Raw genomic sequence first — 24,741 nt, forward strand, 5'->3', positions numbered from 1 at the left:
AAGACCTACTAGAAAATGAAGAAATTCAAAAAGAAAACAGATATCGTTCCACTTTACACCTATTTACTAGAATTAGCTTATCACAATCGCTTGAAAATTAATGGCTTAGACCTGTGATATAAAAAAATCCTATCACTTTGATAGGATTTCTATATTTTACAAATGGTATAGTTAGCGTTATACTAGAAATATCTTATACAAAGAGGTATTCATATGTCTATTTATAACAACATTACTGAATTAATCGGACAAACACCGATTGTTAAACTTAACAACATCGTGCCAGAAGGGGCTGCGGACGTCTATGTAAAGCTTGAAGCATTCAACCCTGGTTCTTCTGTAAAAGATCGTATTGCTCTTAGCATGATTGAAAAAGCTGAACAAGACGGTACTCTGAAACCAGGTTCTACAATTGTTGAAGCAACAAGTGGAAACACTGGTATTGGACTTTCATGGGTAGGTGCTGCTAAAGGGTATAAAGTTGTCATTGTTATGCCTGAAACTATGAGTGTAGAACGCCGTAAGATTATCCAAGCCTATGGCGCTGAACTCATCCTCACTCCTGGTAGCGAAGGAATGAAAGGTGCTATTGCTAAGGCTCAAGAAATCGCTGCTGAACGTGATGGTTTCCTTCCTCTTCAATTTGACAATCCAGCTAATCCAGAAGTACACGAAAGAACAACAGGAGCTGAGATATTAGCTACTTTCGGTAAAGATGGATTAGATGCCTTTGTTACTGGAGTTGGTACCGGTGGAACAATTTCTGGTGTTTCTCATGCCCTCAAAACAGCAAATTCAAGCATTCAAGTTTTTGCGGTAGAAGCAGATGAATCTGCTATTCTATCTGGTGAAAAACCTGGCCCTCACAAAATTCAAGGTATCTCAGCTGGATTTATTCCTGATACACTTGATACAAAAGCCTATGATGGTATCGTTCGTGTAACATCAGACGATGCTCTCGCACTCGGCCGTGAAATTGGTGGAAAAGAAGGATTTCTTGTAGGGATTTCTTCAGCTGCAGCTATCTACGGAGCCATCGAGGTTGCCAAGAAATTAGGTACAGGTAAAAAAGTTCTTGCTCTAGCACCAGATAACGGTGAACGTTATCTCTCTACAGCACTTTATGAATTTGAAGTGTAGTCTCCTAAATGCACTTAGCCCTTTTTATAGGGCTTTTTATTTATATCTTGAAAAGTAGAATTCTTTCCCTATAGGAATCTACTGCATAGAAAAAAGGAAGCTAAAGTGCTTCCTTTTTATTATTAGTTATTCAAGGCTGCTGCCATTGTAGCTGCAACTTCAGCTTCGAAGTCGTTTGCAGCTTTTTCGATACCTTCACCAACTTCAAAGCGAGCAAACTCAACTACTGAAGCGTTAACTGATTCAAGGTATGCTTCAACTGTCTTGCTGTCATCCATGATATATACTTGCGCAAGAAGTGTATAAGCTTGGTCAACTTTAGTGTTGTCAAGCATGAAGCGATCCATTTTACCTGGGATGATTTTGTCCCAGATTTTTTCTGGTTTGCCTTCTGCAGCCAATTCAGCTTTGATGTCAGCTTCAGCTTGAGCAATAACATCATCAGTCAATTGAGCTTTTGATCCATACTTCAAGTGTGGAAGAGCTGGTTTGTTAACCATTGCACGGCTTTCATTGTCTTGGTCGATTACGTGGTTCAATTGTGCTAACTCATCTTTAACGAATTGCTCATCCAATTCTTTGTAAGAAAGAACTGTTGGTTTCATCGCTGCGATGTGCATTGACAATTGTTTAGCAAGTGCTTCGTTTCCACCTTCAACAACTGAAATAACACCGATACGTCCACCGTTATGTTGGTATGCTCCAAAGTGTTGTGCATCTGTTTTTTCAATCAATGCAAAGCGACGGAATGAGATTTTTTCTCCGATAGTTGCTGTTGCAGATACATATGCAGCTTCAAGAGTTTCACCTGAAGGCATTGTCAAAGCAAGTGCTTCTTCATTATTAGCAGGTTTTCCTTCAGCAATAACTTTAGCTGTAGTATTTACCAATTCAACAAATTGAGCATTTTTCGCAACGAAGTCAGTTTCAGCGTTTACTTCAATAACTGCTGCAACATTACCGTTAACATAAACACCAGTCAAACCTTCTGCAGCAACACGGTCAGCTTTCTTAGCTGCCTTAGCCATACCCTTTTCACGAAGCAATTCAATCGCTTTTTCGATGTCACCGTCTGTTTCTACAAGCGCTTTTTTAGCGTCCATAACACCGGCACCAGATTTTTCACGCAACTCTTTTACAAGTTTAGCTGTAATTTCTGCCATTTTGATTCTCCTATATTTTTTTTAAAATAGGAGAGCCGGGCTAAGCCCCGCCCTCCTAGGTAATTACTATTTATATGAATTAAGCGTTGTCACCTTCTACAACTTCAACGATTTCTTCAATTGAATCTGCTTGAGCTTCAGAAGCTGCAAATTCTGCTTCAACTGCTGCTGCATCTTCACCTTGACGTCCTTCAATGATAGCGTCAGCCAATTTAGCTGTGATCAATTTAACAGCGCGGATAGCATCATCGTTAGCTGGGATGATTACATCGATATCATCTGGATCAGTGTTTGTGTCAACCATCGCTACAACTGGGATTCCCAATTTCTTAGCTTCTTTAACAGCGATTTGCTCTTTATGTGGGTCAACTACGTACATAACATCTGGGATACGAGGCATGTCTTCGATACCACCCAAGAATTTTTCAAGACGTGCACGTTGTTTGTTAAGAAGTGCAACTTCTTTCTTAGGAAGAACTTCGAAAGTTCCATCTTCTTCCATACGTTTGATTTCTTTCAAACGAGCGATACGTTTTTGGATTGTTCCCCAGTTTGTAAGAGTTCCACCCAACCAACGGTGGTTGATGAAGTATTGACCTGAACGTACTGCTTCTTCAGCAACTGCATCAGCTGCTTGTTTCTTAGTACCAACGAACAATACAACTGCATCGTTAGCTGCTGCATCACGCATGAAATCGTAAGCTTGGTCAGCGTATTTTACAGTTTGTTGCAAGTCGATAACGTGGATTCCGTTACGTTCAGTGAAGATGTATTTAGCCATCTTAGGGTTCCAGCGACGAGTTTGGTGACCAAAGTGTACACCAGCCTCAAGAAGTTGTTTCATTGAAATTACTGCCATGAGTATTTCTCCTTTTTGTTTTTTCCTCTTCTTGACTTCAACTCGCAAAACGACCCAAGGGCAACTGTTTCACAATTCATCAAGAATGAGTATTATCGTTCACACGACAAGTTTCATTTTACCATACTTTTTCAATATTTTCAAGCTATTTTAGTAGATTTTTAAAGTAAGTTAACTATATAAATCATAAAAGAGACTCAAATTGAGCCTCTTCGTTTTATTCATTAGTTTGGATAGATATATGTTACAAAACCTTCTGAAGTTGTAGTCGGATTGAACCATCCACGTTTATTTCCGATTGTACGGTTTCCACCATAGTTTGATTCAGATACTTGGATACTTGTTGATGATGAAACAGCTGTAACCACGGCTACGTGTCCATATCCACCATCATTCCAACATGCAATCGCACCAACTTGAGGTGTAGATCCTGTACGGAATCCTGCTGCAGCTGCACTTGTAGCCCACTGTGCTCCATTACCCCAGTAATCTCCAGCCCAAGGTGCCAATGTCTTAGCTCCCCATGTACACTCACCCGTTGGATAACTTGACGCATTTGTGCTATATGTTGGACGATGTTTCACTAATGCAGGAGTATAGCTTGAAGATGATTCAGAGACTGCTTGAACTTCTGCTGTAAAAGTTGTATTCCCAGAAGCAACAACTGTTTGTTGTTGACTTTCTTGTTTAGCTTTGTAAGCTGCTTCTGCTTCTGCAGCTGCTTTAGCTTCTGCTTCCGCTGCTGCTTTTTTCTCAAGTAAACTTGCTTTTTCATCCTCTGCAGTAGCCTTTTCAGCAGCAAGATTCAATTCTGCAGCTTTCAATTCAGCTTGTTTTGTAGTTAATGTTTGAGCATCATCAGCTAGTTTTTGCTGATTTGAAATAACTGTATTAATTGCATCATTGTTTGCTACTTGTTTTTCAGAAATAGCTTTTTTATCTGCTTTTTGTTGTTCCAACATTTTGTTGTTTGCAGACACGATTTCACTCATTGCAGCAACACGTGAAATAGCTTCTGTAATTGATTTTGAGTTTACAATTGTATTGATGTAATTTGTTGCAGCTCCATTTGTTTGAGCACTACGAGCTTGTTTTTGCAATGAATCATTTCGAGATACAATATTCTTAGAAAGTTCTGTAATTTCACCCTCAAGCTTTTTAGATTCTGCTTGTAGTCTATCATTTTCAGATTGCAAGTTTGATTGCTCTGTTTGAATAGCAGATACTTGCTCCTGAATTTGATCAACTTGTTTTTGGGCTTCTTGTTGTTGTGCTGTTAAGTTACTAATTTTATTATCTTGAGCAGCAATTTTGTCATCAGTCGTTTCTGCATGCGCAGTTGTTAAAACAGCTACTTGAGAAACCATTACTGTACTTAGTAAAAGTGACGCTAAGATTTTTTTCTTCATATTTCGTAGATACTCCTTCTTTTAAAGACACTACTAGTATACCAAAAAAAGGCCTAATGAATATTACGCCTTTGTTACATTTTTATTTCTTTCTTATAGGTAAATCTTTTCAAAAATAAACTGAAAAATAATCATCCATATAAGGTTCAAAATCATTGATGGTACTAAACTATAGACTATAAATAAAGACATACCATCCACAGTTAAACCTACCACTAATGCAAGTATATAAGCTCCCATCTCAAATAGAAAAGTCATGACAATAATTGCCAACATTCTCGTCCAACGATTCAATAAAATAACACTATTAAATTTATGGAGAAATACTCCCAACAAGACGAACAACAAAGTCGCAATCCCTATCAAGTGGAAAAAGTAAATGTCATAAACCAAACCCACTACAAAACAATATGCTAAATAGAGATACTCTGATACCTCAATCGTCTCAAATAAGAGAAACAAAAATAGAAAATGACTAGCCAACTGCACGTGGGGAAAAAATGAGCCCAGAAGCTGACTAATATGGGCATCAATTAGAACAAAGAAAGGAAGCAATAAAAATACTCCAACCCGCTTCAACTGTCTCATTATGAATTCCCCACTAATTCTATCACACTCACATTATGAGTATCTGCACTTAATTTAACTGTTACTTCTCTTGTCAAATAGTCTGTACTATGCGTTGTAGCAACCACTTCACCAACAGGAATATCAGCAACGTTAAAGTTTCCTAATCCACCAGTGGCCACCTTATCTCCCGCACTAATATCGCTATTACTATTTAATTGGCTAATTTTTAGAACTTCATTTTCCTTGTCATAGCCAACAATAATTCCATAAATTGTTGTAGAACCATGTTGAATTTTAACAGAAATCTTATCAGCATTTTCCGTATTTGTCAGAAGGTTGACCATAGTAGAGTTGTCCTCCACTTTTGAAACACTCCCAATCAAACCACCATTTGCAATGGCTAACATATTTTCAGAAACCCCTTTTGATTTACCTGCATCCAGGGTCAATTCCTGCTTCCAAGATACTGGAGAACGCATAATAACATCTGCTGCTAAAGTCTTTGTAGCTTGCAATTTGGACTTCATATTAAGCAATTGGCGCAGGTGTTCATTTTCTGTCTTTAAACTTTCCGCCTCATTTGATTTAACTTCTAATTGGTAAATCTGTTTCTTCAAACTTTCATTTTCATTATAAGTTCGTGTCAAATGAGCCAAATCTGATTTGACAGAATCAAACCACTGAAAAGGTTTTTGAACAACTCTATCAACCAATGAGATTCCATCTCCTAATTTTGTCACAATTGTACTTGAATAAGTCGTCGCTAAGAGAGCTGACACAAGCAAAACAGTGACAAAAACAATAATGACATATTTTGATTTTTTAAAACGGTTCATATCCCTACCTTCATATCAAAAACTGTTACAGTAATTTTTTATCAATTCCTGAAAGCTACTAAGATTTTAAGAAAAATAAGCAACAACCAAGTACGATAATAACAAGAATGGTCAGCGTATCCTTTCTAGTCCATTTCAGTTGTCGGTATTGACTTCTGCATTTTCCCCCCTGATAACCACGCGCTTCCATAGCGATAGCCAAGGAATCTGCACGTTTTAAACTTGTCGCAAAAAGAGGAATCAAAATGGGAATCATAGCCTTCACCTTTTGAACAATGCTTCCTTCACCAAAATCCACTCCACGCGCTTTCTGTGCGTTCATAATCCGCGTCGTATCATCCATTAAGGTCGGAACAAAACGCAAACTCATAGATAGCATCAATCCAATTTCATGAACTGGAACTTTCACACGCTTTAAAGGTGCTAATAAAGCTTCGACAGCTGATGCCAAACTTAAGGGCATGGTAGTTAAGGTTAACAAAGTTGAAAAGAAAATAATCAATACGAAGCGACAAAAAATAATCCCAGCTTGTTGCAAAGCATAATCCGTGATTCTCACAAACGAAAACTCAAATAAAACATTCCCATTAGAAATGAAAAACAGTTGAAAAATAGTTGTGAAGGCAATCAAGAAAAACATAGACTTCAAGCCCTGAATAAAAAATGAAAGAGATACTCCTGACAAGGCAATAAAGAACCCTGTCGCTATAAAAAGAATCAGATTCGTCAAGGGATTATTAGCCCAAAAAACGATCAAAATCAGTAGCATCATAGCCAGTAATTTGCTACGTGGATCCAATCGGTGAACTATCGAATCCCCTGGGATATAACGCCCCAAAATCATACTATCCATTTAGCGACTCCTTGAACTCCTCTATCTTAATCGGTAATCGTTTAAATGACACGCCTCTATCAGCCAATCGTTTACAAAAAGCTGTAATTTTAGGTACTCCCAACTGAACTTCTTCCATAAAAACAACATCTTGAAAGACATCACTCGGTTTACCAAACTTAACTAAACGTCCCTTTTCCATCACATATACCTGGTTCGCATATTCAGCAACATCATCCATCAAATGTGTTACTAAGACGATGGTCATCCCTGACTGATGGAGCTTTTTGAACAAATTCATCAGCTCTTTTCTTCCCAGGGGATCTAGGCCTGCTGTGGGCTCATCTAAGACTAATATGGCTGGTTCCATGGCAAGTATGCCTGCAATGGCGACACGTCTCATTTGTCCACCTGATAACTCAAACGGACTGCGATCAAAAAGTGATTCATCAATTCCAACCAGAGCCAGTTTCTCACGCGCAATCTGCTCCGCATCTTCTTCAGAAACTCCAAAATTTTGCGGTCCAAAAGCAACATCCTTCAAAACCGTTTCTTCAAAAATCTGATTTTCAGCAAACTGAAATACCAAGCCAACCTGTTTTCTAATTTGACGAATATCTTTATTTTTAGAAGTCGAAGTGATTAAGGTATCAAAAACTCGCACACTCCCTTGACTTGGCACCAACAAACCATTTAAAAGTTGTAAAATAGTTGATTTACCACTACCTGTGTGGCCAATTAAAGCCGTATAAGAACCATCTTCAATCGTCAAAGAAACATCTGACAAAGCTGTTGAAGCTAAGGGAGTCCCTTCTTGATACGTAAAACTCACATTTTCTAGAGCAATTCCCATAGTTTATCCTCTAGCTCACTTTCTGTCAAATAATTTTCAGGCAAATCATAGCCATTCTGGCTCAAAGAATGTTTTAATTGATTAGCAAAAGGATCGTCTAATCCAATTTGATCTAAATCATTTCGAGAGAAAAGTTCTCTTGGACTACTGGTTGATTCAATTTCCCCTTTTTTCATGATCAATACACGATCACTCATGGCAACTTCTTCCAAATCATGGGTAATGGAAATGACCGTCATATCATAGTCTTTTCGAATTCCTTTTACTGTCTCAATGAGTTCTCTACGCCCCTCAGGATCCAACATACTCGTTGCCTCATCTAGGATTAAAATAGCTGGTCTAAGGGCTACAACACCTGCAATAGCCACACGTTGCTTTTGACCACCTGATAGACGCGCCGGCTCTCTCTTTTTAAAGTCCAACATGCCAACCAAAGCCAGAGCTTCTTCCACTCTCTTTTTCATTTTTTGACGAGAAAGTCCCTGATTTTCCAAACCAAAGGCAACATCATCTTCAACAGTCGCTCCAACAAATTGATTGTCTGGATTTTGAAAAACCATACCTATTTGACGACGTATATTCCAAACATTTTCCTCAGTCAACCGTTGGCCATCAATTACAATCTCTCCGGATTCTGCTTCCAGTAAGCCATCAATTAACCGGACAGTCGTTGATTTACCACTACCATTATGCCCTACAATCGAAAGCCATTCTCCACGTTTCACGTGAAACGTAATATCCTTCACATCGTAATATTTCTGACTTTCCTTATAGCGAAAAGAAAGATTTTTTACATCAATTATTGATTTCATTTCGAACCAAATGTCCCTTTAAATACATAGGCACTACCCTTGAAATAATCATAGCCAGAGTAGATAGTGAAAAACAAGGCTACATAAAGTAGAACTTGACCAAGCAAAGTCCAGTGTAATAGCAAGAAAATAATCGCAAACATCTGACTGAAAGTTTTAATTTTTCCAGGCATGGCTGCTGCTAAAACTGTTCCACCAGTTTCAACCAATAAAAGTCTTAAACCTGTCACAGCCAACTCACGACAGATGATCACTGCAACAATCCAAGCTGGAGCCATACCTAACTCAATCAGCATAATAAAAGCAGACATAACTAGTAGCTTATCCGCCATAGGATCTGCAAATTTACCAAAATTACTGACCACATTCCATTTACGAGCTAAATATCCATCTAAGTAGTCTGTGATACTGGCAATAGCAAAGATAATAGCTGCCACAATATGACTCTCTATCGAATTTCCTATCGTTAAAATAAAGATAAAAATAGGTATAAAGAGAATTCGACCTATTGTTAAGAGATTTGGAATTTGTTCTTTTTTCATTCGTTTTTCCTTAATTTTTAGTAAAGGTTACAGTTATTTTTCCAGTCTGAGCTGTTAATTTCGATAAGTCAACAGTCTGATTATCTACTGTTAAAGCGACACCTTTGACAACACCTAAAGTAATGATTACAGAATTTTTAGTTGAAACTGTTGTTTCCGCACTTTTATTATCCGGTGATAAGGTCACACCACCCTCAAGCTCACTTTCTGAAACACTAACCCAACTTCTAGCATCTGAGACTGATAATTGTAATTTTGCAGTTCCCTTGCTCGTTTTATAAGCAACTTCTACTCTATTTCCTTCACCTGATACCGTTATAGCTGGTTCCATATTCGAAGAACTACTAGATGAGCTACTGCTTGAAGATGGAGTTACAGAACTAGTCGAGCTTGTTGCTTGGACCACACTATAACTAGACGCAGATGAACGCTCAGGTTGAGTCTGGAGATAATTCCAAACATAATAAGTCACAAAAATTACAATCGATAGGGCAAAGAGTATAAAATAAAATAAAGGTAAAAATGATGTCCTATTTTTCTTACTTGAACGTCTCCTACCTGTCAACTCCTCTTCATCAACATCTACTTCCTCATAAGTAATCATACTCCCCGAATCATAAGCATCCAAGACAATTCGCTCATCAAGTTCAACTGCCCACGCATACTTTCTCAAAAAAGAACGAGTATAAAATGGACTAGGAAGTTGATCAAAATCATCAGCTTCCATTGCCTCCAACATATCCAACTGAATTTCTGTTTTTTTATGTAATTCTTCTAAAGTCAACCCTTGGTTGGTTCTAGCTAAACGTAAAACCTCACCAATTGTTTTTTTTCTCATATTTTTCATCCCTTCTTTCTAGTATCGATTATGATAGATTTCTACGATGGGAATATTGTAAAATCAACTATATCACCATCATCTATTAAATGATGTCCAGCATCAAGGACATCCTCTAAAGTAATTTCCTGTAAAATTTTCGGCAAATCAAAAATTGTCTCACCCTGTCCAAAAGCATCATATTGCGTTGCAATAAATTCAAGAGAGTTCATGCTACTGAAAAATTCTCCAAACATCTCTCTTTTGATAATATCTAAATGATCCTCTGTAATATCTAAATCCTTTGTGAAATTACGAATAGCCTTCCTAAACTGGTGAGATAAAGCAACTGGCTCTTTTGTATCCATTGTCAACATAACAAAATGAAAGCGACTTGTTACTTCAACTTCCAGAGATAAGGAAGAGTCAATTTTACCTGATTCATATAGTTTTTGAAAACGATCCGAAGTCCAACCAAACATCATTGCAAATAATAATTTTAATAAAATATGATGTCGATAGCAATCCGCTTCAGCAACTTCTCGCTTACCTCTAATCCCAATCGCTAGCTTAGGAGAAGATACTTCCATTCTCATACTGTCTGTTTGCTTTACAGCCTGTAAAACAAACTTTTCTCTTGCTCCATCCTGAACATCTAAATCTTTCAGTTCTTTGCTTTCAAAATAGTCCTGTACTCGTTCCACATCAAAATTACCAACTAAAAACAGAGACATGTTTACAGATTTGTAAAATCTTGTAAAATTTTCTCGTAAATTAGTTAGATTTATTTGGGAAATGGACTCCTCGCTTCCAACTATATCCGTTGCTAAAGGTGTGCCAGGATATAAATTCGCTAGAGTTGAAAAGAATAAACACGAATCTGGATCATCTTGATACATTTCCCGTTCTTGCTGGATAATATCCTGCTCTCTCAGAATCGAATCTTCGGTGAAATGTGCTGATGTTACCAATTCATCAAGTAAGTCTAAATTTTCTAAAAAATAATCCGTTGCTGAAAAAAGATAGCTTGTTTTTGTAAAGCTTGTAAAGGCATTACTATCTGCACCTAGACTCGTAAAAGCCGACATCAAATCACTAGTATCTTCTCTCTCAAATAATTTATGTTCAAGAAAATGAGCAATTCCCGCAGGATATTCTTTTACATCTCCGTCAACTTCTATGACAAGCATATCTACCGAACCAAACTGAACAGTGACACTCCCGTAAACCTCTTTAAATTCCTTTTTAGGCAAAAGAGCAACTGTCAATCCGTTGGCCAAACGAGTTCGATAAACCATTTCTTTTACAGCTGGATAGTATTTTTCTTCAAAAACAACCTTTGTCATTCTATTCCTTCCATAAAGTAAATTGCTTGTAATTTCACATTACTAGCTGCTCTACAAATAGCATCTTTGTCAACTTGCTCGAGTTTTGCAATCCAACCTTTAAAGTCTGCTGAAGATTTTCCAAGTAAGGCATTTTGATAAGCACGTTCAATCAATGAAGATTGATTATCTTGAGAAAGCAACAAAGACCGACGAATCATTTCCTTGGTCTGCTCTAGCTCAAGCTCTGTAAAATAACCTTTTTTTAAATCAAGCAGTTGATTATTCATCATTTTTCGAGCCTGATTCCGATTTTCTCGATCAATACCAGCATACATCCTCAAGAACCCACTAAATAAATCGAGCTGACTGGAAATAGTATAAGCCAATCCAGCATTTTCACGGACATTTGTAAATAATTTAGAATGAGCAAATCCGCCCAGTAAACCATTCATTACAATCATGGGTAAATGTTGCTCATCACCATATTCAGAAGAACAATGATAACCCAATTCTAAAATGGATTGTCCCACATTTTTCCGAACCATACTTTCCTGAAGGATATTAGAATAAGATTGACAATACTGAACCTTCACATCTCCTTCTCGACCTTTAAAGCCAAATGATTCTAATACATTTTGAATTTCAACCTCATTAAAATCACCTAGGAAAAAGAAATCTATTCGATCATTGGCCAAAAATTCTTGGAAACAAGAATAAGAACTTTGTGGAGTTTCAGCTAAAATACGATTTCGTAAATCACTGTATTCCAATTGGAGACGTTCATCATGAAAAAATAATTTATCTAATTCTTTATGTGCGAAATAAAATGAATCATCCATATCAGCTGCTAAACTTGCTAGCAATTGTTTTTTCTCAATTTCAAATAAGGCCGAATCAAAGCCATTATCAACTACTACGGGTGAAAAAAGAGTTTCTTTTACAAGTTCTAAAACCTGAGAAGTTAGCACATTTTTCCTACTTAGAAACTCATCACGAACATAGGTAAATGTCAATTCTACAATATGACTTTGCCCTCTTCTGAAACAATTGGTTGACATATCTGTACCGTATAGACTGGCCAAATGTCTTCTCAAATCTTGAGAAGTGGGGTACATCTGATTAGCAGTCTCTAGCATACTCGCACTCAACATGCGACCTGCAATCGTATCAAGAGATAATGGAGCGGTAAAACGCACGGTGATTTTGTTCGTTTTAAACTTTTTTGATTGGATAAAATGTGTTGAAATTCCATGCACTAACTCCATGATTGACCTCCTTATATACAGACTTCTATTATATCACGAAAACCTGAAATTTTCTTGTTCTCTGTAACACTTTTGAAATAAAAATCGCTTACATTTCTCCCTGTTTCTATCACTATTTTTAGGAAAATATGGTATAATACCAAAGATTGAGGTGAATTATGGAATACAAATTATTTGAAGAATTTATTACCCTCCAAGCACTACTCAAAGAACTTGGAATTACACATAGCGGAGGAGCTATCAAATCATTTCTCTCTGAACATTCTGTTTACTTTAATGAGGAATTAGAGAATCGTCGTGGTAAAAAACTTCGTATTGGTGATAAACTTGACATCCCTGACATGAATATTGACATCTTGTTGACACAACCCACTTCTGAAGAACAGGATAAATACCAAGCTGATAAAGTTGAAAAAGAACGAATCGCTAAACTTGTTAAGGAGATGAATAAGGGAGCAAAAAAAGATAAAGATAAATCAAAACCTACTTCTTCACCCAAAAGCAAACAAGCTCCGCGATTCCCTGGTAGATAATCATGTGGCTACAACATCTATCTCTCAAAACTTTTCGTAACTATAAAGAGACGAAAATAGACTTTAATCCTAAATTAAATATCTTTTTAGGACGCAATGCACAAGGTAAAACAAATATGTTAGAGGCTATCTATTTTTTAGCCTTAACACGTAGTCATCGAACTCGAACAGATAAAAATCTCATTCATTTTGATGAGGAACAACTCCATCTTTCAGGTCTTGTTCAGAAAAAAACTGGATCTATTCCTCTCGAAATCGAACTAACACAAAAAGGACGTGTGACAAAAGTGAATCACTTAAAACAGGCACGCCTTTCAGATTATGTCGGACACATGAATGTTGTCTTATTTGCTCCTGAAGATTTACAACTAATTAAAGGAGCACCTTCAGTTCGACGAAAATTTATTGATATGGAACTTGGACAAATTAAGCCAATCTATTTATCAGATTTAACCAATTATAACCACATCCTAAAACAAAGAAACACTTATCTAAAATCAGCTCAAAAAATAGATGAAACCTTCCTTTCAGTCTTAGATGATCAGCTAATTGATTATGGATGTCGTGTGATGAATCACCGCTTAGATTTCATAAAAAAACTAGAGCATTTTGGGCGTAAGAAACATTTTGAAATCTCTAATCAGATTGAAGAACTGTCAATATCCTATCAATCTTCTGTCAAGCTAACTGATAAAGAAGACTTGTCAGAATCTTTCAAAATTGCTTTAGAAAAAAGTAGGTCCAGAGATTTATTTAAAAAGAATACTGGTGTTGGTCCTCATCGAGATGATATTTCTTTTTATATAAATGGGATGGATGCTTGTTTTGGAAGTCAAGGTCAACATCGTAGTCTCGTCCTCTCGATAAAATTAGCAGAAATTGAATTAATGGAAAGTATTACTACAGAATCTCCAATATTACTACTTGACGATGTTATGAGTGAACTTGACAACACTAGACAACTAAAATTATTAGAAACGATTTCTCATTCAATCCAAACCTTTATCACAACAACAAGCTTAGACCATCTTCAAAATCTGCCAGAAAATCTAAGTATCTTCACTATTCAGGATGGTAAAGTTTCTGTAAATTAAAATTGACAACATTGTAAAAGAACTCCTGTTTTCGCAGGAGTTCTTTTGATTGTTTTTTACATAGAATAATTTGGTGCCTCATTAGTAATTTGTACATCATGAGGGTGGCTTTCTTTCAAACCAGCACCAGACATTTCAATAAATTGAGCATTATCGTGTAGTTCTTTAAGGTTAGCTGCACCACAGTAACCCATACCAGAGCGAATACCTCCAATCATTTGGAAGACAATATCAGCTGCAGCACCTTTATAAGCAACACGACCTTCAATTCCTTCTGGAACGAGTTTGTTTGCTTCATTGACAGAACCTTGGAAGTAACGGTCACTTGAACCTTTCTTCATTGCAGCAATTGATCCCATACCACGGTAAGTCTTAAACTTACGTCCTTGGAAGATTTCCGTTTCTCCTGGCGCTTCATCTGTTCCAGCAAACATTGATCCAAGCATAACTGCATTTCCACCTGCAGCAAGGGCTTTTACAATATCTCCAGAGTACTTGATTCCTCCATCAGCAATGATCGTTTTACCATATTCACGCGCAACAGCTGCAGCATCATAGATAGCTGTTACTTGCGGAACACCGACACCAGCAATCACACGAGTAGTACAGATAGAGCCTGGTCCAATACCAACCTTAACAACGTCTACACCCGCTTCATAAAGTGCGCGTGCACCCTCAGCTGTTGCAATATTTCCAGCAATCAAAGTACGATCTGGGAAGTGAGCACGAATCTCAGCAATTTTACGCAAGACACCTGCAGAATGACCATGTGCAGTATCAATAACAATCGCATCCGCTCCTGCTTCAAAAAGAGCCTCTGCACGTTCAAATGTATCTGAAGTAACACCTACTGCACCTGCAACTAGTAGACGACCAAACTCATCTTTAGCAGCATTTGGAAACTCAATAACTTTTTCAATATCTTTGATAGTAATCAAACCAGAAAGACGACCTGCTTCATCTACCAAAGGAAGTTTTTCAATACGGTGTTCTTGAAGAATACTTTCAGCTGTTGCAAGATCTGTACCCACAGGAGCAGTAACAAGATTTTCACTAGTCATATGGTTCGAGATTGGTTGGTTATAATCTGAAATAAAACGAAGATCTCGGTTTGTCAAAATACCAACCAATTTACGATTTTCAAGTGTTTCAACAACTGGAACACCACTGATGCGGTAACGACCCATAAGCTCATCTGCTTCAGCAATTGTATGTTCAGGCGTCAAGAAGAACGGATCAATAATAACTCCATTTTCAGAACGTTTTACCTTACGAACCTCTTCTGCTTGTTGAGCAATTGACATGTTTTTATGGATAACTCCGAGACCGCCTGCACGAGCAATAGCAATGGCCATTTGACTCTCTGTAACTGTGTCCATGGCAGCGGTAATAATTGGGATATTTAAAGTCAAATTATCTGCCAATTTAGTTGTTAAATCTGCATCGTTAGGCAACACATGACTTTCAGCTGGAATAAGCAATACATCATCAAAGGTAAAACCTTTTTTCAAAAATTTAGTGTCCCAATTAGACATTCGAAGTTTCCTCTTTTCTTTCTTTTTGAGCTTGACTCTTTTTATATTGTATCTATCATACCATTCTATAAAAATTTGTCAAATGTTACAGGGGTAAATAAAAAACTATCTTTTCTTTGAGATAGAAATGATAGTTTCTTGTAAAATAAACTTATTTGAAGTAATGAAGTCCCATTGCCCCTTTAACCTCAGATAGGGTTTGACCCGCAACTTCACGCGCTCTTTCACTACCTTTTTGAAGCATATTATAAACTTCTCCCATATCCTTAGCAAATTCAATACGGCGCTCACGAATAGGACCCAGTTCACGTTCTAATATTTCAAGTAGATAACGCTTGGTCTTCACATCACCAAGACCACCTCGTTGATAATGTTCTTTCATGTCAGCAATTTCTTGAGCATCTTCTGGACGACCAAAAACATCTAGATAATGGAAAACCATATTTCCCTCAATCTTACCTGGATCTTCCACCCGAATATGATCTGGATCTGTATACATACTCATCACTTTTTTACGCAAAGTATCCGCATCATCAGCTAAATAAATACCATTATTGAGTGATTTAGACATTTTAGCATTTCCATCTAAACCAGGCAAACGCCCTGCTCTCTCATTTTCTGGATAAATACCTTCCGGCTCTACCAAGACATCACAGTTATATGCGTTGTTAAAAGAGCGAACAATTTCACGAGTTTGCTCAATCATTGGTTTCTGATCTGTCCCAACAGGAACATAATTAGCCTTGAAAGCTGTGATGTCAGCTGCTTGAGCAATTGGATAGACTAAGAATCCTGTCGGAATACTCTCTCCAAAGCCTTTCTGAGCAATTTCTGTCTTGACTGTTGGATTGCGCTCCAAACGTGCTAATGAAACTAGATTCATATAGTACATAGATAGTTCAGCCAATTCTGGAATTTGGCTTTGAATAAAAATAGTTGATTTACTCGGATCCAATCCAACTGCAAGATAATCCAAAGCAACATTTCCGATAGACTCTACAATTGTTTGAGGGTCTTTAGCATGATCTGTCAAAGCTTGTTGGTCAGCCAAGAACACAAACATATCATACTTATCCTCTTCCTGTAATAAAACTCTATTTTTGAGACTTCCAACATAATGTCCAATATGCAATTTTCCTGTTGGACGGTCTCCTGTTAAAATAATGGGTTTAATCATTTTATTCTCCTCCGATATAGTCCTTTCAATTATAGCATTTTTTTAATGAAATAACCGTAATTTATCAAAATAAATCAGTCTTGCTATTTACGGATTCGTGTAAAGTATATTGTAAATCTAATTTACACAAAATTGACAGATAAAAATTTGAATATTTCCGTATTTTCTAGTAGAATAAATATATTACACATATAGGAGAAAAACATTGCTTACAGTATCTGATGTTTCACTACGTTTTAGTGATCGCAAACTTTTTGATGATGTCAATATCAAATTTACAGAAGGAAATACTTACGGATTAATCGGTGCTAATGGTGCCGGAAAATCAACCTTTTTAAAAATTTTAGCTGGAGATATTGAACCTACTACTGGTCACATCTCTCTTGGTCCAGATGAACGTCTCTCTGTTCTTCGTCAAAATCACTTTGACTATGAAGACGAACGTGCCATTGATGTCGTTATCATGGGAAATGAAAAACTTTATAGCATCATGAAGGAGAAAGATGCCATCTACATGAAGGAAAATTTCTCAGATGAGGATGGAGTGCGTGCTGCCGAACTCGAAGGAGAGTTTGCCGAGCTTGGAGGTTGGGAAGCAGAAAGTGAAGCCTCTCAACTCCTTCAAAACCTAAACATTCCAGAAGAATTGCACTATCAAAACATGAGCGAATTGGCCAACGGTGAAAAAGTAAAAGTTCTCCTTGCCAAAGCACTTTTTGGTAAACCAGATGTGCTTCTATTGGACGAGCCTACCAACGGTTTGGACATCCAATCGATTACTTGGTTAGAAGACTTCTTGATTGACTTTGATAACACCGTTATCGTAGTATCCCACGACCGTCACTTCTTAAACAAAGTATGTACTCACATGGCCGACCTTGACTTTGGAAAAATCAAACTCTATGTCGGAAACTATGACTTCTGGAAGGAATCTTCTGAACTCGCTGCTAAATTGCTAGCAGACCGTAATGCCAAAGCAGAAGAAAAAATTAAACAATTGCAAGAGTTCGTTGCTCGTTTCTCTGCCAATGCTTCTAAATCAAGACAAGCAACATCACGTAAGAAAATGCTTGATAAGATTGAACTAGAAGAAATTGTTCCATCTAGTCGTAAATATCCATTTATCAACTTTAAAGCGGAACGTGAGATTGGTAATGATCTCTTGACAGTAGAAAATCTAACTGTAAAGATTGATGGTGAGACTATTTTAGATAATATCAGCTTTATCTTGCGTCCAGGTGATAAGACAGCTCTTATTGGTCAAAATGACATCCAAACGACTGCATTAATTCGTGCAATAATGGGGGACATTGACTATGAAGGAACTGTCAAGTGGGGAGTAACTACTAGCCGTTCTTACTTGCCAAAAGATAACTCGGCAGATTTTGCAGGAGGAGAGTCAATCCTTGACTGGTTGCGTCAATTCGCAAGTAAAGAAGAAGATGACAATACTTTCCTACGTGGTTTCCTCGGCCGTATGCTCTTCTCTGGAGATGAAGTTAACAAACCTGTAAATGTCTTGTCAGGGGGAGAAAAAGTTCGTGTCATGCTTTCAAAACTCATGCTCTTAAAATCAAATGTCCTTGTACTTGATGATCCAACAAATCACTTGGACTTGGAATCTATCTCAAGCTTGAACGATGGATTGAAAAACTTCAAAGAATCAATCATCTTTGCCAGTCATGACCACGAGTTCATTCAAACTCTAGCTAACCATATCATTGTCTTATCTAAAAATGGCGTCATCGATCGTATTGATGAAACCTACGATGAATTCCTAGAAAATGCAGAAGTACAAGCAAAAGTAAAAGAACTTTGGAAAGACTAAATAAAACTTCAAAACTCAGTTGGGGTAACCAGCTGAGTTTTCTAACATTTTATGAGGTAACATGAAATTATTTTTTAAAACATATTGGACCTATTTTGTTTCTTTCATCATTCCCATAATCATTATGATAGGAGTATATCTATCTCAAGGTATCTACTGGAATAGCGACAACTCTCCTCTATTAGGAGATGGCTTTCATCAATACGTTATTTTTGATATAGCTCTAAGAAATATCCTACATGGAAATGGTAGTCTGTTTTACACCTTTACAAGTGGTCTCGGATTAAATTTCTATGCCCTATCTAGTTATTACTTGGGAAGTTTCCTTTCACCTCTAGTTTACTTTTTTGATCTAACTAATATGCCAGATGCTGTCTATCTGACAACTCTCTTAAAATTTGGATTGATTAGTTTGTCAACCTTCTTTAGTTTAAATAAATTATTTAAAAATGTCCCTCAAACTTTAAAACTAGCCTTATCCACTTCTTATGCTCTGATGAGCTTTACCATTAGTCAGTTAGAGATAAAAACCTGGCTAGATGTTTTTATCTTGATTCCTTTAATTATAACTGGTTTACATCTACTGATAACTGAAAAGAAATTCTCATTATACTTTACAAGTCTGTCAATCTTATTTATCCAAAACTATTATTTTGGCTATATGACAGCATTGTTTCTTATTTTCTGGTATCTCTGTCAAATTTCTTGGGACTTTAAAACTCGAAAATCATCTTTTCTTGATTTCATAATCACCTCCGTTTTAGCTGGTATGGCTAGTTTGATTCTGACTCTTCCTACTCTATTTGATTTACAGACACATGGGGAAAAATTAACTGGAATTACAAAGTTTCAAACTGAAAGTAGCTGGTATCTTGATCTCTTTGCTAAACAATTCATTGGTTCCTTTGACACAACAAAGTATGGGGCCATCCCAATGATTTTTGTTGGACTACTTCCCTTTATTTTGACCATTTTATTTTTTACGCTGAAATCTATTAAGTTTCACGTGAAACTTATCTATGCAATCTTCTTTGCATTTCTAATTGCAAGCTTTTATATAGAAGCTCTTGATTTATTTTGGCAAGGTATGCATACTCCAAATATGTTTTTACATCGCTATTCTTGGATTTTCTCTACCTTGTTAATTTACACAGCAGCGGAAGTCTTAAAGCGTCTGAAAGAACTTAAAGTCTGGAATTTTTTAGTTTCACTTTTTCTTCTAGTAACAGGGGTTTTAACTACCATCTATCTAAAATCGCATTATTCTTTTTTAACAGATTTGAATATTCTACTTACTCTTGAATTTTTGGTTGTCTATTCGCTTTTACTCCTTGCAGTTATCAAAAAGTTTATCTCTGTAAAACTGTTTGCCATTCTAATCTCTTTATTTATAATGGTTGAAATAAGTTTAAATGCTTCATCTCAAATGGACGGAATTGCTAAAGAATGGGGCTTTGCTTCTCGAAGTGCATATAATCGAGATATCCCAGCTATGGAATCTTTCTCAATATATATTGGAAATCAATTTACTCGTACTGAAAAACTACAAACTCAGACAGGAAATGACAGTATGAAATTCAACTACAATGGAATCTCTCAATTTTCATCTGTTCGAAATCGTTCAGCAAGCTCTACTTTGGATAAACTTGGGTTTAAATCCTCTGGGACCAATCTCAATCTCCGTTATGCCAATAATAGTATTTTGGCTGATAGTTTATTTGGAATCCAATACAATATCTCAGAAAGTCCTATTGATAAGTATGGTTTCCAAGATGTATATCAAAAAGATAATCTTACCCTATATGAAAATCAATTCTCTCTTCCGATTGCATTTGCTAGTCAATCTGTTTACAATGATGTCAAGTTCAATGAACACACTTTAGATAATCAAGCCTCGTTTTTAAATCAACTTGCTAACGTCGATTTTGATTATTTTTCTCCAATCCCTTATGAAAAAACTGAAAATACTAATGATTTGATTAGTGTCACAAGTTCTTCAAATGAGGATGCAGCAATCCAGTATCAAATTGAGGTTCCCGAAAACAGTCAAGTTTATCTTTCTTTCACAAACCTTCACTTTTCTAATGACAAACAAAAGAAGGTTGACATCCTTGTCAATGGAAAAAAGAAAACTTTTACAACTGATAATGTCTTCTCCTTCTTTAATCTAGGCTATACAAAAGAGAAAAAAACTTTCAATATCAATGTTAGTTTCCCTGGAAATTCACAAGTATCATTTGAATCTCCTACCTTCTATCGTTTAGATACTAAAACTTTCACCGACGCAATTCAAAAAATTAAAGAACAACCTGTCACAGTATCAACTTCTAAAAACAAGGTCTTTGCTACATATGATGTTAAACAAGATACGTCCATTTTCTTCACCATTCCTTATGACAAAGGTTGGTCTGCCTACCAAGATGGTAAGAAAATAGAAATGAAACAAGCTCAAACTGGTTTTATGAAAGTTGATATTCCTAAAGGGAAAGGAACTATTACACTTTCCTTTATTCCCAATGGTTTTATTACTGGAGCAATCTGTTCCTTTACTTCTCTCTTACTATTTGGAATCTATAATCACAGACGAAAGTTATCTAAGGCTTAAAAAATCGACCAGTTGGTCGATTTTTTTAATATTCTTCCATTTTCTTAGGTTGATAGGCTAGCATACCTAAACCAATAAATAGGGCTAATATCACAACAAGGAAAATGACTTGATGATGAATATTTCCTGTCATAGAGATTGTTTGTCGTAATCCCGAAACTGAATAACTCATTGGTAACCAAGGATTGATGGCTCTAAAGAAATCATTTGTCAAAGCAAGTGGGTAAGTACCTGCACTTGATGCTAACTGTAATAAAAGCAAAATAAGAGAAAAGAAAGCTCCTATACGGCTATTCCATGTTGTTAAAGCGGTCACCATGGACATGAATACTAAACTTGTTAGGATAATGAGAAAAAATGTTCTCATCTCATGATTTGCAGTTAGACCAATAAGATGAACTCCTCCATATACCAAAATTCCTGCCAAAACAGCTATAATACCATTTATTTCAGCTCGAGATTTCAACCAAGCCCAACGGTTCTCCGGATGACGTCCTGAAGGCAACTTCGCAAAGATCATATTCGTTGATATTGCTGCAACAAAAAGAGCAACTGATATCATATAAGGAGCCATTGCAATTCCATTTACAGGAACTTGGTCATTGTCAGTTTTGGAGAGACTGAGAGTATTTGACAAAATCTCTGCATTTTTAGATTCTGTTGATGCTGACTTGAGTTGATCACTAGCATTACCTAATCCTTGTCCCAAAGAAGCAACTCCTGTCTGTAAACCTTCCAATCCAGAAGTTAACTTTGTTCCACCTTCTGCTAGTTCCCCAGCTCCATCTGCCAATTTATTAGCTCCACTTTCTAATTGAGAAGCACCTGAAATTAACTGACTGGATTTGTCAGCTAGTTGGCTAGAGCCTGACTGCAATTTATCAACTCCTGCTATCAATTCTTGACTCTTTTGATTCAATTGGTTAGAGCCAGTTGATAATTTTTCAATACCAGACACTAATTCTGGAGTTTTTTCAACTAATTGACCAACTCCTGTTGTCAAGTTAGAAGATTTTTGTGTCAAGGTAGTTGAGCCTGAAACTAATTGATCCAAACTACCTGTCAAGGTGGAATTCTCTTCACTTAGTTGACTTACGCCTTGAGAAACTTTATCAACTCCTGCAGTATATGCATTTACCCCCGATGTAATCGACTGACTAGCAGGAACTAATTTACTCGTCACTGCTCCCTGTATTTCTGTTAATCCACTTGACAATCCTGTCAAAGAAGTAGAAGCAATAGGTAATACTTGATTAGCTTGATTTTTTAAAGTCGAAAGATTAGAAGACTGATTTTGTAAGTTTTCCAAACTTCCCTGTAAACCTTGAGCTAAAGCTACAATTGACTGTGCTGATTGAATACTATCAGTCGAATTTTGAGATACAGAAGCACTTATTTCAGCTTGTTGCTCACTTGTCAAAGATTGATAAGCTGCTGTCGATTGAATATTGGCTAATGTAGTCGCTTTATCAGACTGAGCACTTGCTAACATTTGATTAGAAAGAGATACTATACTTGATAAAATAGAATCTAAGTGTTTTGTATCTCCAACATCAATATTTTGAATAGCTTGATTTAACTGATTCAAACCAGAAGATAATTGAGCAATTTGATCTTTTTGCTCAGACGAAGCATCTAACTTGCTAGAAAGTTGTTGAATTCCTTCACTTAATTGCTCCACACCCATTCGAAGTGTAGCTGATTGATTGGATAACTGATTAGCACCTGTTGCAAGACTTCCCACTCCATTAGTGTAGGAACTAACACCAGATGAAAATTGATTAAGACCAGCATTAAGCTGAGAAACACCGCCAGTATAGGATTCTACACCAGTATATAACTGATTGATTCCCCTTACTAATTCAGGACTTTTAGAAGATAATTGACCTAACCCGCTATCTAATTGACTCACTGCACCAGTATATATAACTAAACCACTATTAAAATTCCCTAAGCCAAGATGAAGTTGTTCAACACCAGAGACATAAGAGGATAATCTTTTAGTAAACTGCTCCGTTCCATTTGAAAATGTTAAACTTGAATCTGCTAAAGAGTGTAGGTTAGTAGTTAATGTTTGACTTCCTGCCACTAACTGATTCGCTCCATCAGTTAGTTTTTCACTACCAGACGCTGCTTGACTCATCCCATCCTTTAAATCGACCATTTTGTTGAATAAAGCTTTAGTATAAGTCTCGGTTACATTGGTAGAAACATTCTGCTTTAATTGTATCATTGCAGAATCACTCATCTTGCTGGCAATAAAGCTATGACCACTTGAAGTCTGATAATCGATTTGCATTTGCTCTGGGTGATTCGTTAAAATTGAAGCTGCTTTTTCAGACAAGTCACTTGGCAAAGTCACTACCATATAATAATCACCGTTTTCTAGACCCTTCTTACCTTCTTCTTCATCTACAAAATGAAAATCCAAGGTTTTATTTTCTTTTAAATTGGATAGCATGTCTTTTCCTATAGACATGGTATTACCATTATAGGAGGCTTCTTTATCATTATTGACAACTGCCACAGGTAAGTCAGACAATTGACCATATGGATCCCACATTGAGGATAAAAATATGATATTGTACAGAACTGGAATAAGAGAAATCCCTATCATGACAATAATAAAGGTTGGTTTTTTAAAAATTGCTTTCCATTCTTTAAACATAGCTTCTCCTTTTTTAAACATATTGTCTAAAATTTTGATATAATAGATTATACAATAAAAAATCTAGATTACAAGATAAAAAATCCATTTTTAGACATATAGTCTAATTTGTTTACAAGGAGGAAATATGCAAGAAAGTAACAAACGCTTAAAAACAAAGCGAACTATTGAAAATGCTATGGTACAATTACTCATGGAACAGCCATTTGATCAAATTTCTACTGTCAAGCTAGCAGAAAAAGCCGGAATTAGCCGTTCCAGCTTCTATACTCACTATAAGGATAAGTATGATATGATCGAGCATTATCAAAGCAAGCTATTCCATACATTTGAATATATTTTCCAAAAACATGCTCATCACAAAAAAGATGCTATTTTAGAAGTCTTTGAATATCTAGAGTCAGAACCACTTCTGGCTGCCCTTCTTTCTGAAAATGGGACTAAAGAAATCCAAAATTTCTTACGAAATAAACTTCATATCATGCTCAGCACAGATTTACAAAAACGCTTTATGCAACTGAATCTCAATACCACTGAATTAGAATATAGTAGCATCTATCTAACTCACGCACTTTTTGGTGTCTGCCAAACTTGGATTGCACATGGAAAAAAAGAAAGTCCTCAAGAAATAACAGACTTCCTTATGAAAATGCTTGGTGATACAAATTGATACAAAAAGAGGAACACAGTTGTGTTCCCTTTTACCTATACTCCGCCAGTAGGACTCGAACCTACGACATCATGATTAACAGTCATGCGCTACTACCAACTGAGCTATGGCGGATAAAATAGTCCGTACGGGATTCGAACCCGTGTTACCGCCGTGAAAAGGCGGTGTCTTAACCCCTTGACCAACGGACCTTCTATCTGTAGCA

At 36.6% G+C, this 24,741-nt stretch carries 21 protein-coding genes, 2 tRNA genes and 1 pseudogene; 7 read left to right on the forward strand and 17 right to left on the reverse strand.

Annotation, left to right across the window (positions count from 1 at the left end; all coding sequences use genetic code 11):
* Positions 1-21: 21 nt before the first annotated feature.
* Positions 22-117 (forward strand): annotated as a pseudogene (locus QM956_RS07890) (PH domain-containing protein); the annotation flags it as partial.
* A gap of 96 nt (positions 118-213) precedes the next feature.
* The gene (cysK, locus tag QM956_RS07895; RefSeq protein WP_150922679.1) at positions 214-1,140 is read left to right on the forward strand and encodes a cysteine synthase A; all 927 of its coding nucleotides are present in this window, start codon (positions 214-216) and stop codon (positions 1,138-1,140) included.
* 122 nt (positions 1,141-1,262) lie between these two features.
* Here the strand turns inward: cysK and tsf are convergent, their stop codons facing one another.
* The 12 genes from tsf to yfmF form a co-directional block, all read right to left on the reverse strand.
* Positions 1,263-2,303, reverse strand: a complete 1,041-nt coding sequence (gene tsf, locus QM956_RS07900) for a translation elongation factor Ts (protein WP_261019876.1) — start codon at positions 2,301-2,303, stop codon at positions 1,263-1,265.
* 79 nt (positions 2,304-2,382) lie between these two features.
* Positions 2,383-3,162 (reverse strand): 30S ribosomal protein S2, encoded by a 780-nt coding sequence (gene rpsB / locus QM956_RS07905; RefSeq protein ID WP_000268459.1) that lies wholly within the window; start codon positions 3,160-3,162, stop codon positions 2,383-2,385.
* 224 nt (positions 3,163-3,386) lie between these two features.
* Positions 3,387-4,571 (reverse strand): peptidoglycan hydrolase PcsB, encoded by a 1,185-nt coding sequence (gene pcsB, locus QM956_RS07910; RefSeq protein WP_261019875.1) that lies wholly within the window; start codon positions 4,569-4,571, stop codon positions 3,387-3,389.
* A gap of 93 nt (positions 4,572-4,664) precedes the next feature.
* A complete protein-coding gene (gene mreD / locus QM956_RS07915; protein WP_049543274.1) occupies positions 4,665-5,159 on the reverse strand; it encodes a rod shape-determining protein MreD in 495 nt (164 codons plus the stop codon).
* Positions 5,159-5,977 (reverse strand): rod shape-determining protein MreC, encoded by an 819-nt coding sequence (gene mreC / locus QM956_RS07920; RefSeq protein ID WP_261019874.1) that lies wholly within the window; start codon positions 5,975-5,977, stop codon positions 5,159-5,161. The genes mreD and mreC overlap by 1 nt, the downstream gene beginning before the upstream one ends.
* A gap of 58 nt (positions 5,978-6,035) precedes the next feature.
* Positions 6,036-6,830, reverse strand: a complete 795-nt coding sequence (locus QM956_RS07925; RefSeq protein ID WP_261022659.1) for an energy-coupling factor transporter transmembrane component T family protein — start codon at positions 6,828-6,830, stop codon at positions 6,036-6,038.
* Positions 6,823-7,662, reverse strand: a complete 840-nt coding sequence (locus QM956_RS07930; protein ID WP_000510424.1) for an energy-coupling factor transporter ATPase — start codon at positions 7,660-7,662, stop codon at positions 6,823-6,825. Before QM956_RS07930 ends, QM956_RS07925 begins: the two co-directional genes overlap by 8 nt.
* Positions 7,647-8,474 carry an energy-coupling factor ABC transporter ATP-binding protein gene (locus tag QM956_RS07935; protein ID WP_000835730.1) on the reverse strand — a complete coding sequence of 276 codons (828 nt, stop codon included), beginning with the start codon at positions 8,472-8,474 and terminating at the stop codon, positions 7,647-7,649. Before QM956_RS07935 ends, QM956_RS07930 begins: the two co-directional genes overlap by 16 nt.
* Entirely contained in the window at positions 8,471-9,016 is a 546-nt protein-coding gene (gene pgsA, locus QM956_RS07940) for a CDP-diacylglycerol--glycerol-3-phosphate 3-phosphatidyltransferase (protein WP_000712127.1), read from the reverse strand. Before pgsA ends, QM956_RS07935 begins: the two co-directional genes overlap by 4 nt.
* A 10-nt stretch (positions 9,017-9,026) precedes the next feature.
* Positions 9,027-9,854: a cytoskeleton protein RodZ gene (gene rodZ, locus QM956_RS07945; RefSeq protein ID WP_001227986.1), complete on the reverse strand. Its 828-nt coding sequence runs from the start codon at positions 9,852-9,854 to the stop codon at positions 9,027-9,029.
* A 41-nt stretch (positions 9,855-9,895) separates the two neighbouring features.
* Positions 9,896-11,179: an EF-P 5-aminopentanol modification-associated protein YfmH gene (gene yfmH / locus QM956_RS07950; protein WP_414302402.1), complete on the reverse strand. Its 1,284-nt coding sequence runs from the start codon at positions 11,177-11,179 to the stop codon at positions 9,896-9,898.
* Entirely contained in the window at positions 11,176-12,426 is a 1,251-nt protein-coding gene (gene yfmF / locus QM956_RS07955) for an EF-P 5-aminopentanol modification-associated protein YfmF (protein ID WP_414302403.1), read from the reverse strand. The genes yfmH and yfmF overlap by 4 nt, the downstream gene beginning before the upstream one ends.
* 158 nt (positions 12,427-12,584) lie before the next feature.
* Between yfmF and yaaA the strand changes: the two genes are divergently transcribed.
* Complete coding sequence (yaaA, locus tag QM956_RS07960) at positions 12,585-12,959, forward strand: S4 domain-containing protein YaaA (protein WP_261019870.1); 375 nt, start codon at positions 12,585-12,587, stop codon at positions 12,957-12,959.
* 2 nt (positions 12,960-12,961) lie between these two features.
* Complete coding sequence (gene recF, locus QM956_RS07965; protein WP_261019868.1) at positions 12,962-14,053, forward strand: DNA replication/repair protein RecF; 1,092 nt, start codon at positions 12,962-12,964, stop codon at positions 14,051-14,053.
* A 56-nt stretch (positions 14,054-14,109) separates the two neighbouring features.
* Here recF and guaB read toward each other — a convergent pair whose 3' ends face one another.
* Positions 14,110-15,588 carry an IMP dehydrogenase gene (gene guaB / locus QM956_RS07970; RefSeq protein WP_261019867.1) on the reverse strand — a complete coding sequence of 493 codons (1,479 nt, stop codon included), beginning with the start codon at positions 15,586-15,588 and terminating at the stop codon, positions 14,110-14,112.
* Positions 15,589-15,739: 151 nt separating this feature from the next.
* Positions 15,740-16,765, reverse strand: coding sequence for a tryptophan--tRNA ligase (gene trpS, locus QM956_RS07975; protein ID WP_000594923.1), 1,026 nt, complete (start codon positions 16,763-16,765; stop codon positions 15,740-15,742).
* 205 nt (positions 16,766-16,970) lie between these two features.
* On the opposite strand from trpS, the gene QM956_RS07980 reads away from it, so the two are divergent.
* Together QM956_RS07980 and QM956_RS07985 are read left to right on the forward strand one after the other, a co-directional pair.
* Entirely contained in the window at positions 16,971-18,593 is a 1,623-nt protein-coding gene (locus QM956_RS07980) for an ATP-binding cassette domain-containing protein (protein WP_000958782.1), read from the forward strand.
* Positions 18,594-18,654: 61 nt separating this feature from the next.
* Complete coding sequence (locus QM956_RS07985; protein WP_000764974.1) at positions 18,655-21,198, forward strand: YfhO family protein; 2,544 nt, start codon at positions 18,655-18,657, stop codon at positions 21,196-21,198.
* Between the two features lie 25 nt (positions 21,199-21,223).
* On the opposite strand, the gene QM956_RS07990 is transcribed toward QM956_RS07985, so the two are convergent.
* On the reverse strand, positions 21,224-23,866 hold the full coding sequence (locus QM956_RS07990; protein WP_414302406.1) for a YhgE/Pip family protein: 2,643 nt from the start codon (positions 23,864-23,866) through the stop codon (positions 21,224-21,226).
* Positions 23,867-23,993: 127 nt separating this feature from the next.
* On the opposite strand from QM956_RS07990, the gene QM956_RS07995 reads away from it, so the two are divergent.
* Positions 23,994-24,536, forward strand: coding sequence for a TetR/AcrR family transcriptional regulator (locus tag QM956_RS07995; protein WP_001158273.1), 543 nt, complete (start codon positions 23,994-23,996; stop codon positions 24,534-24,536).
* 40 nt (positions 24,537-24,576) lie between these two features.
* Here the strand turns inward: QM956_RS07995 and QM956_RS08000 are convergent.
* A tRNA-Asn gene (locus QM956_RS08000) sits at positions 24,577-24,650 on the reverse strand.
* Positions 24,651-24,655: 5 nt separating this feature from the next.
* Positions 24,656-24,727: transfer RNA gene (locus tag QM956_RS08005), tRNA-Glu, on the reverse strand.
* Between the last annotated feature and the right edge of the window lie 14 nt (positions 24,728-24,741).

Source organism: Streptococcus mitis (assembly GCF_047460035.1).
In the GTDB taxonomy this organism is placed as follows: domain Bacteria; phylum Bacillota; class Bacilli; order Lactobacillales; family Streptococcaceae; genus Streptococcus; species Streptococcus mitis_DW.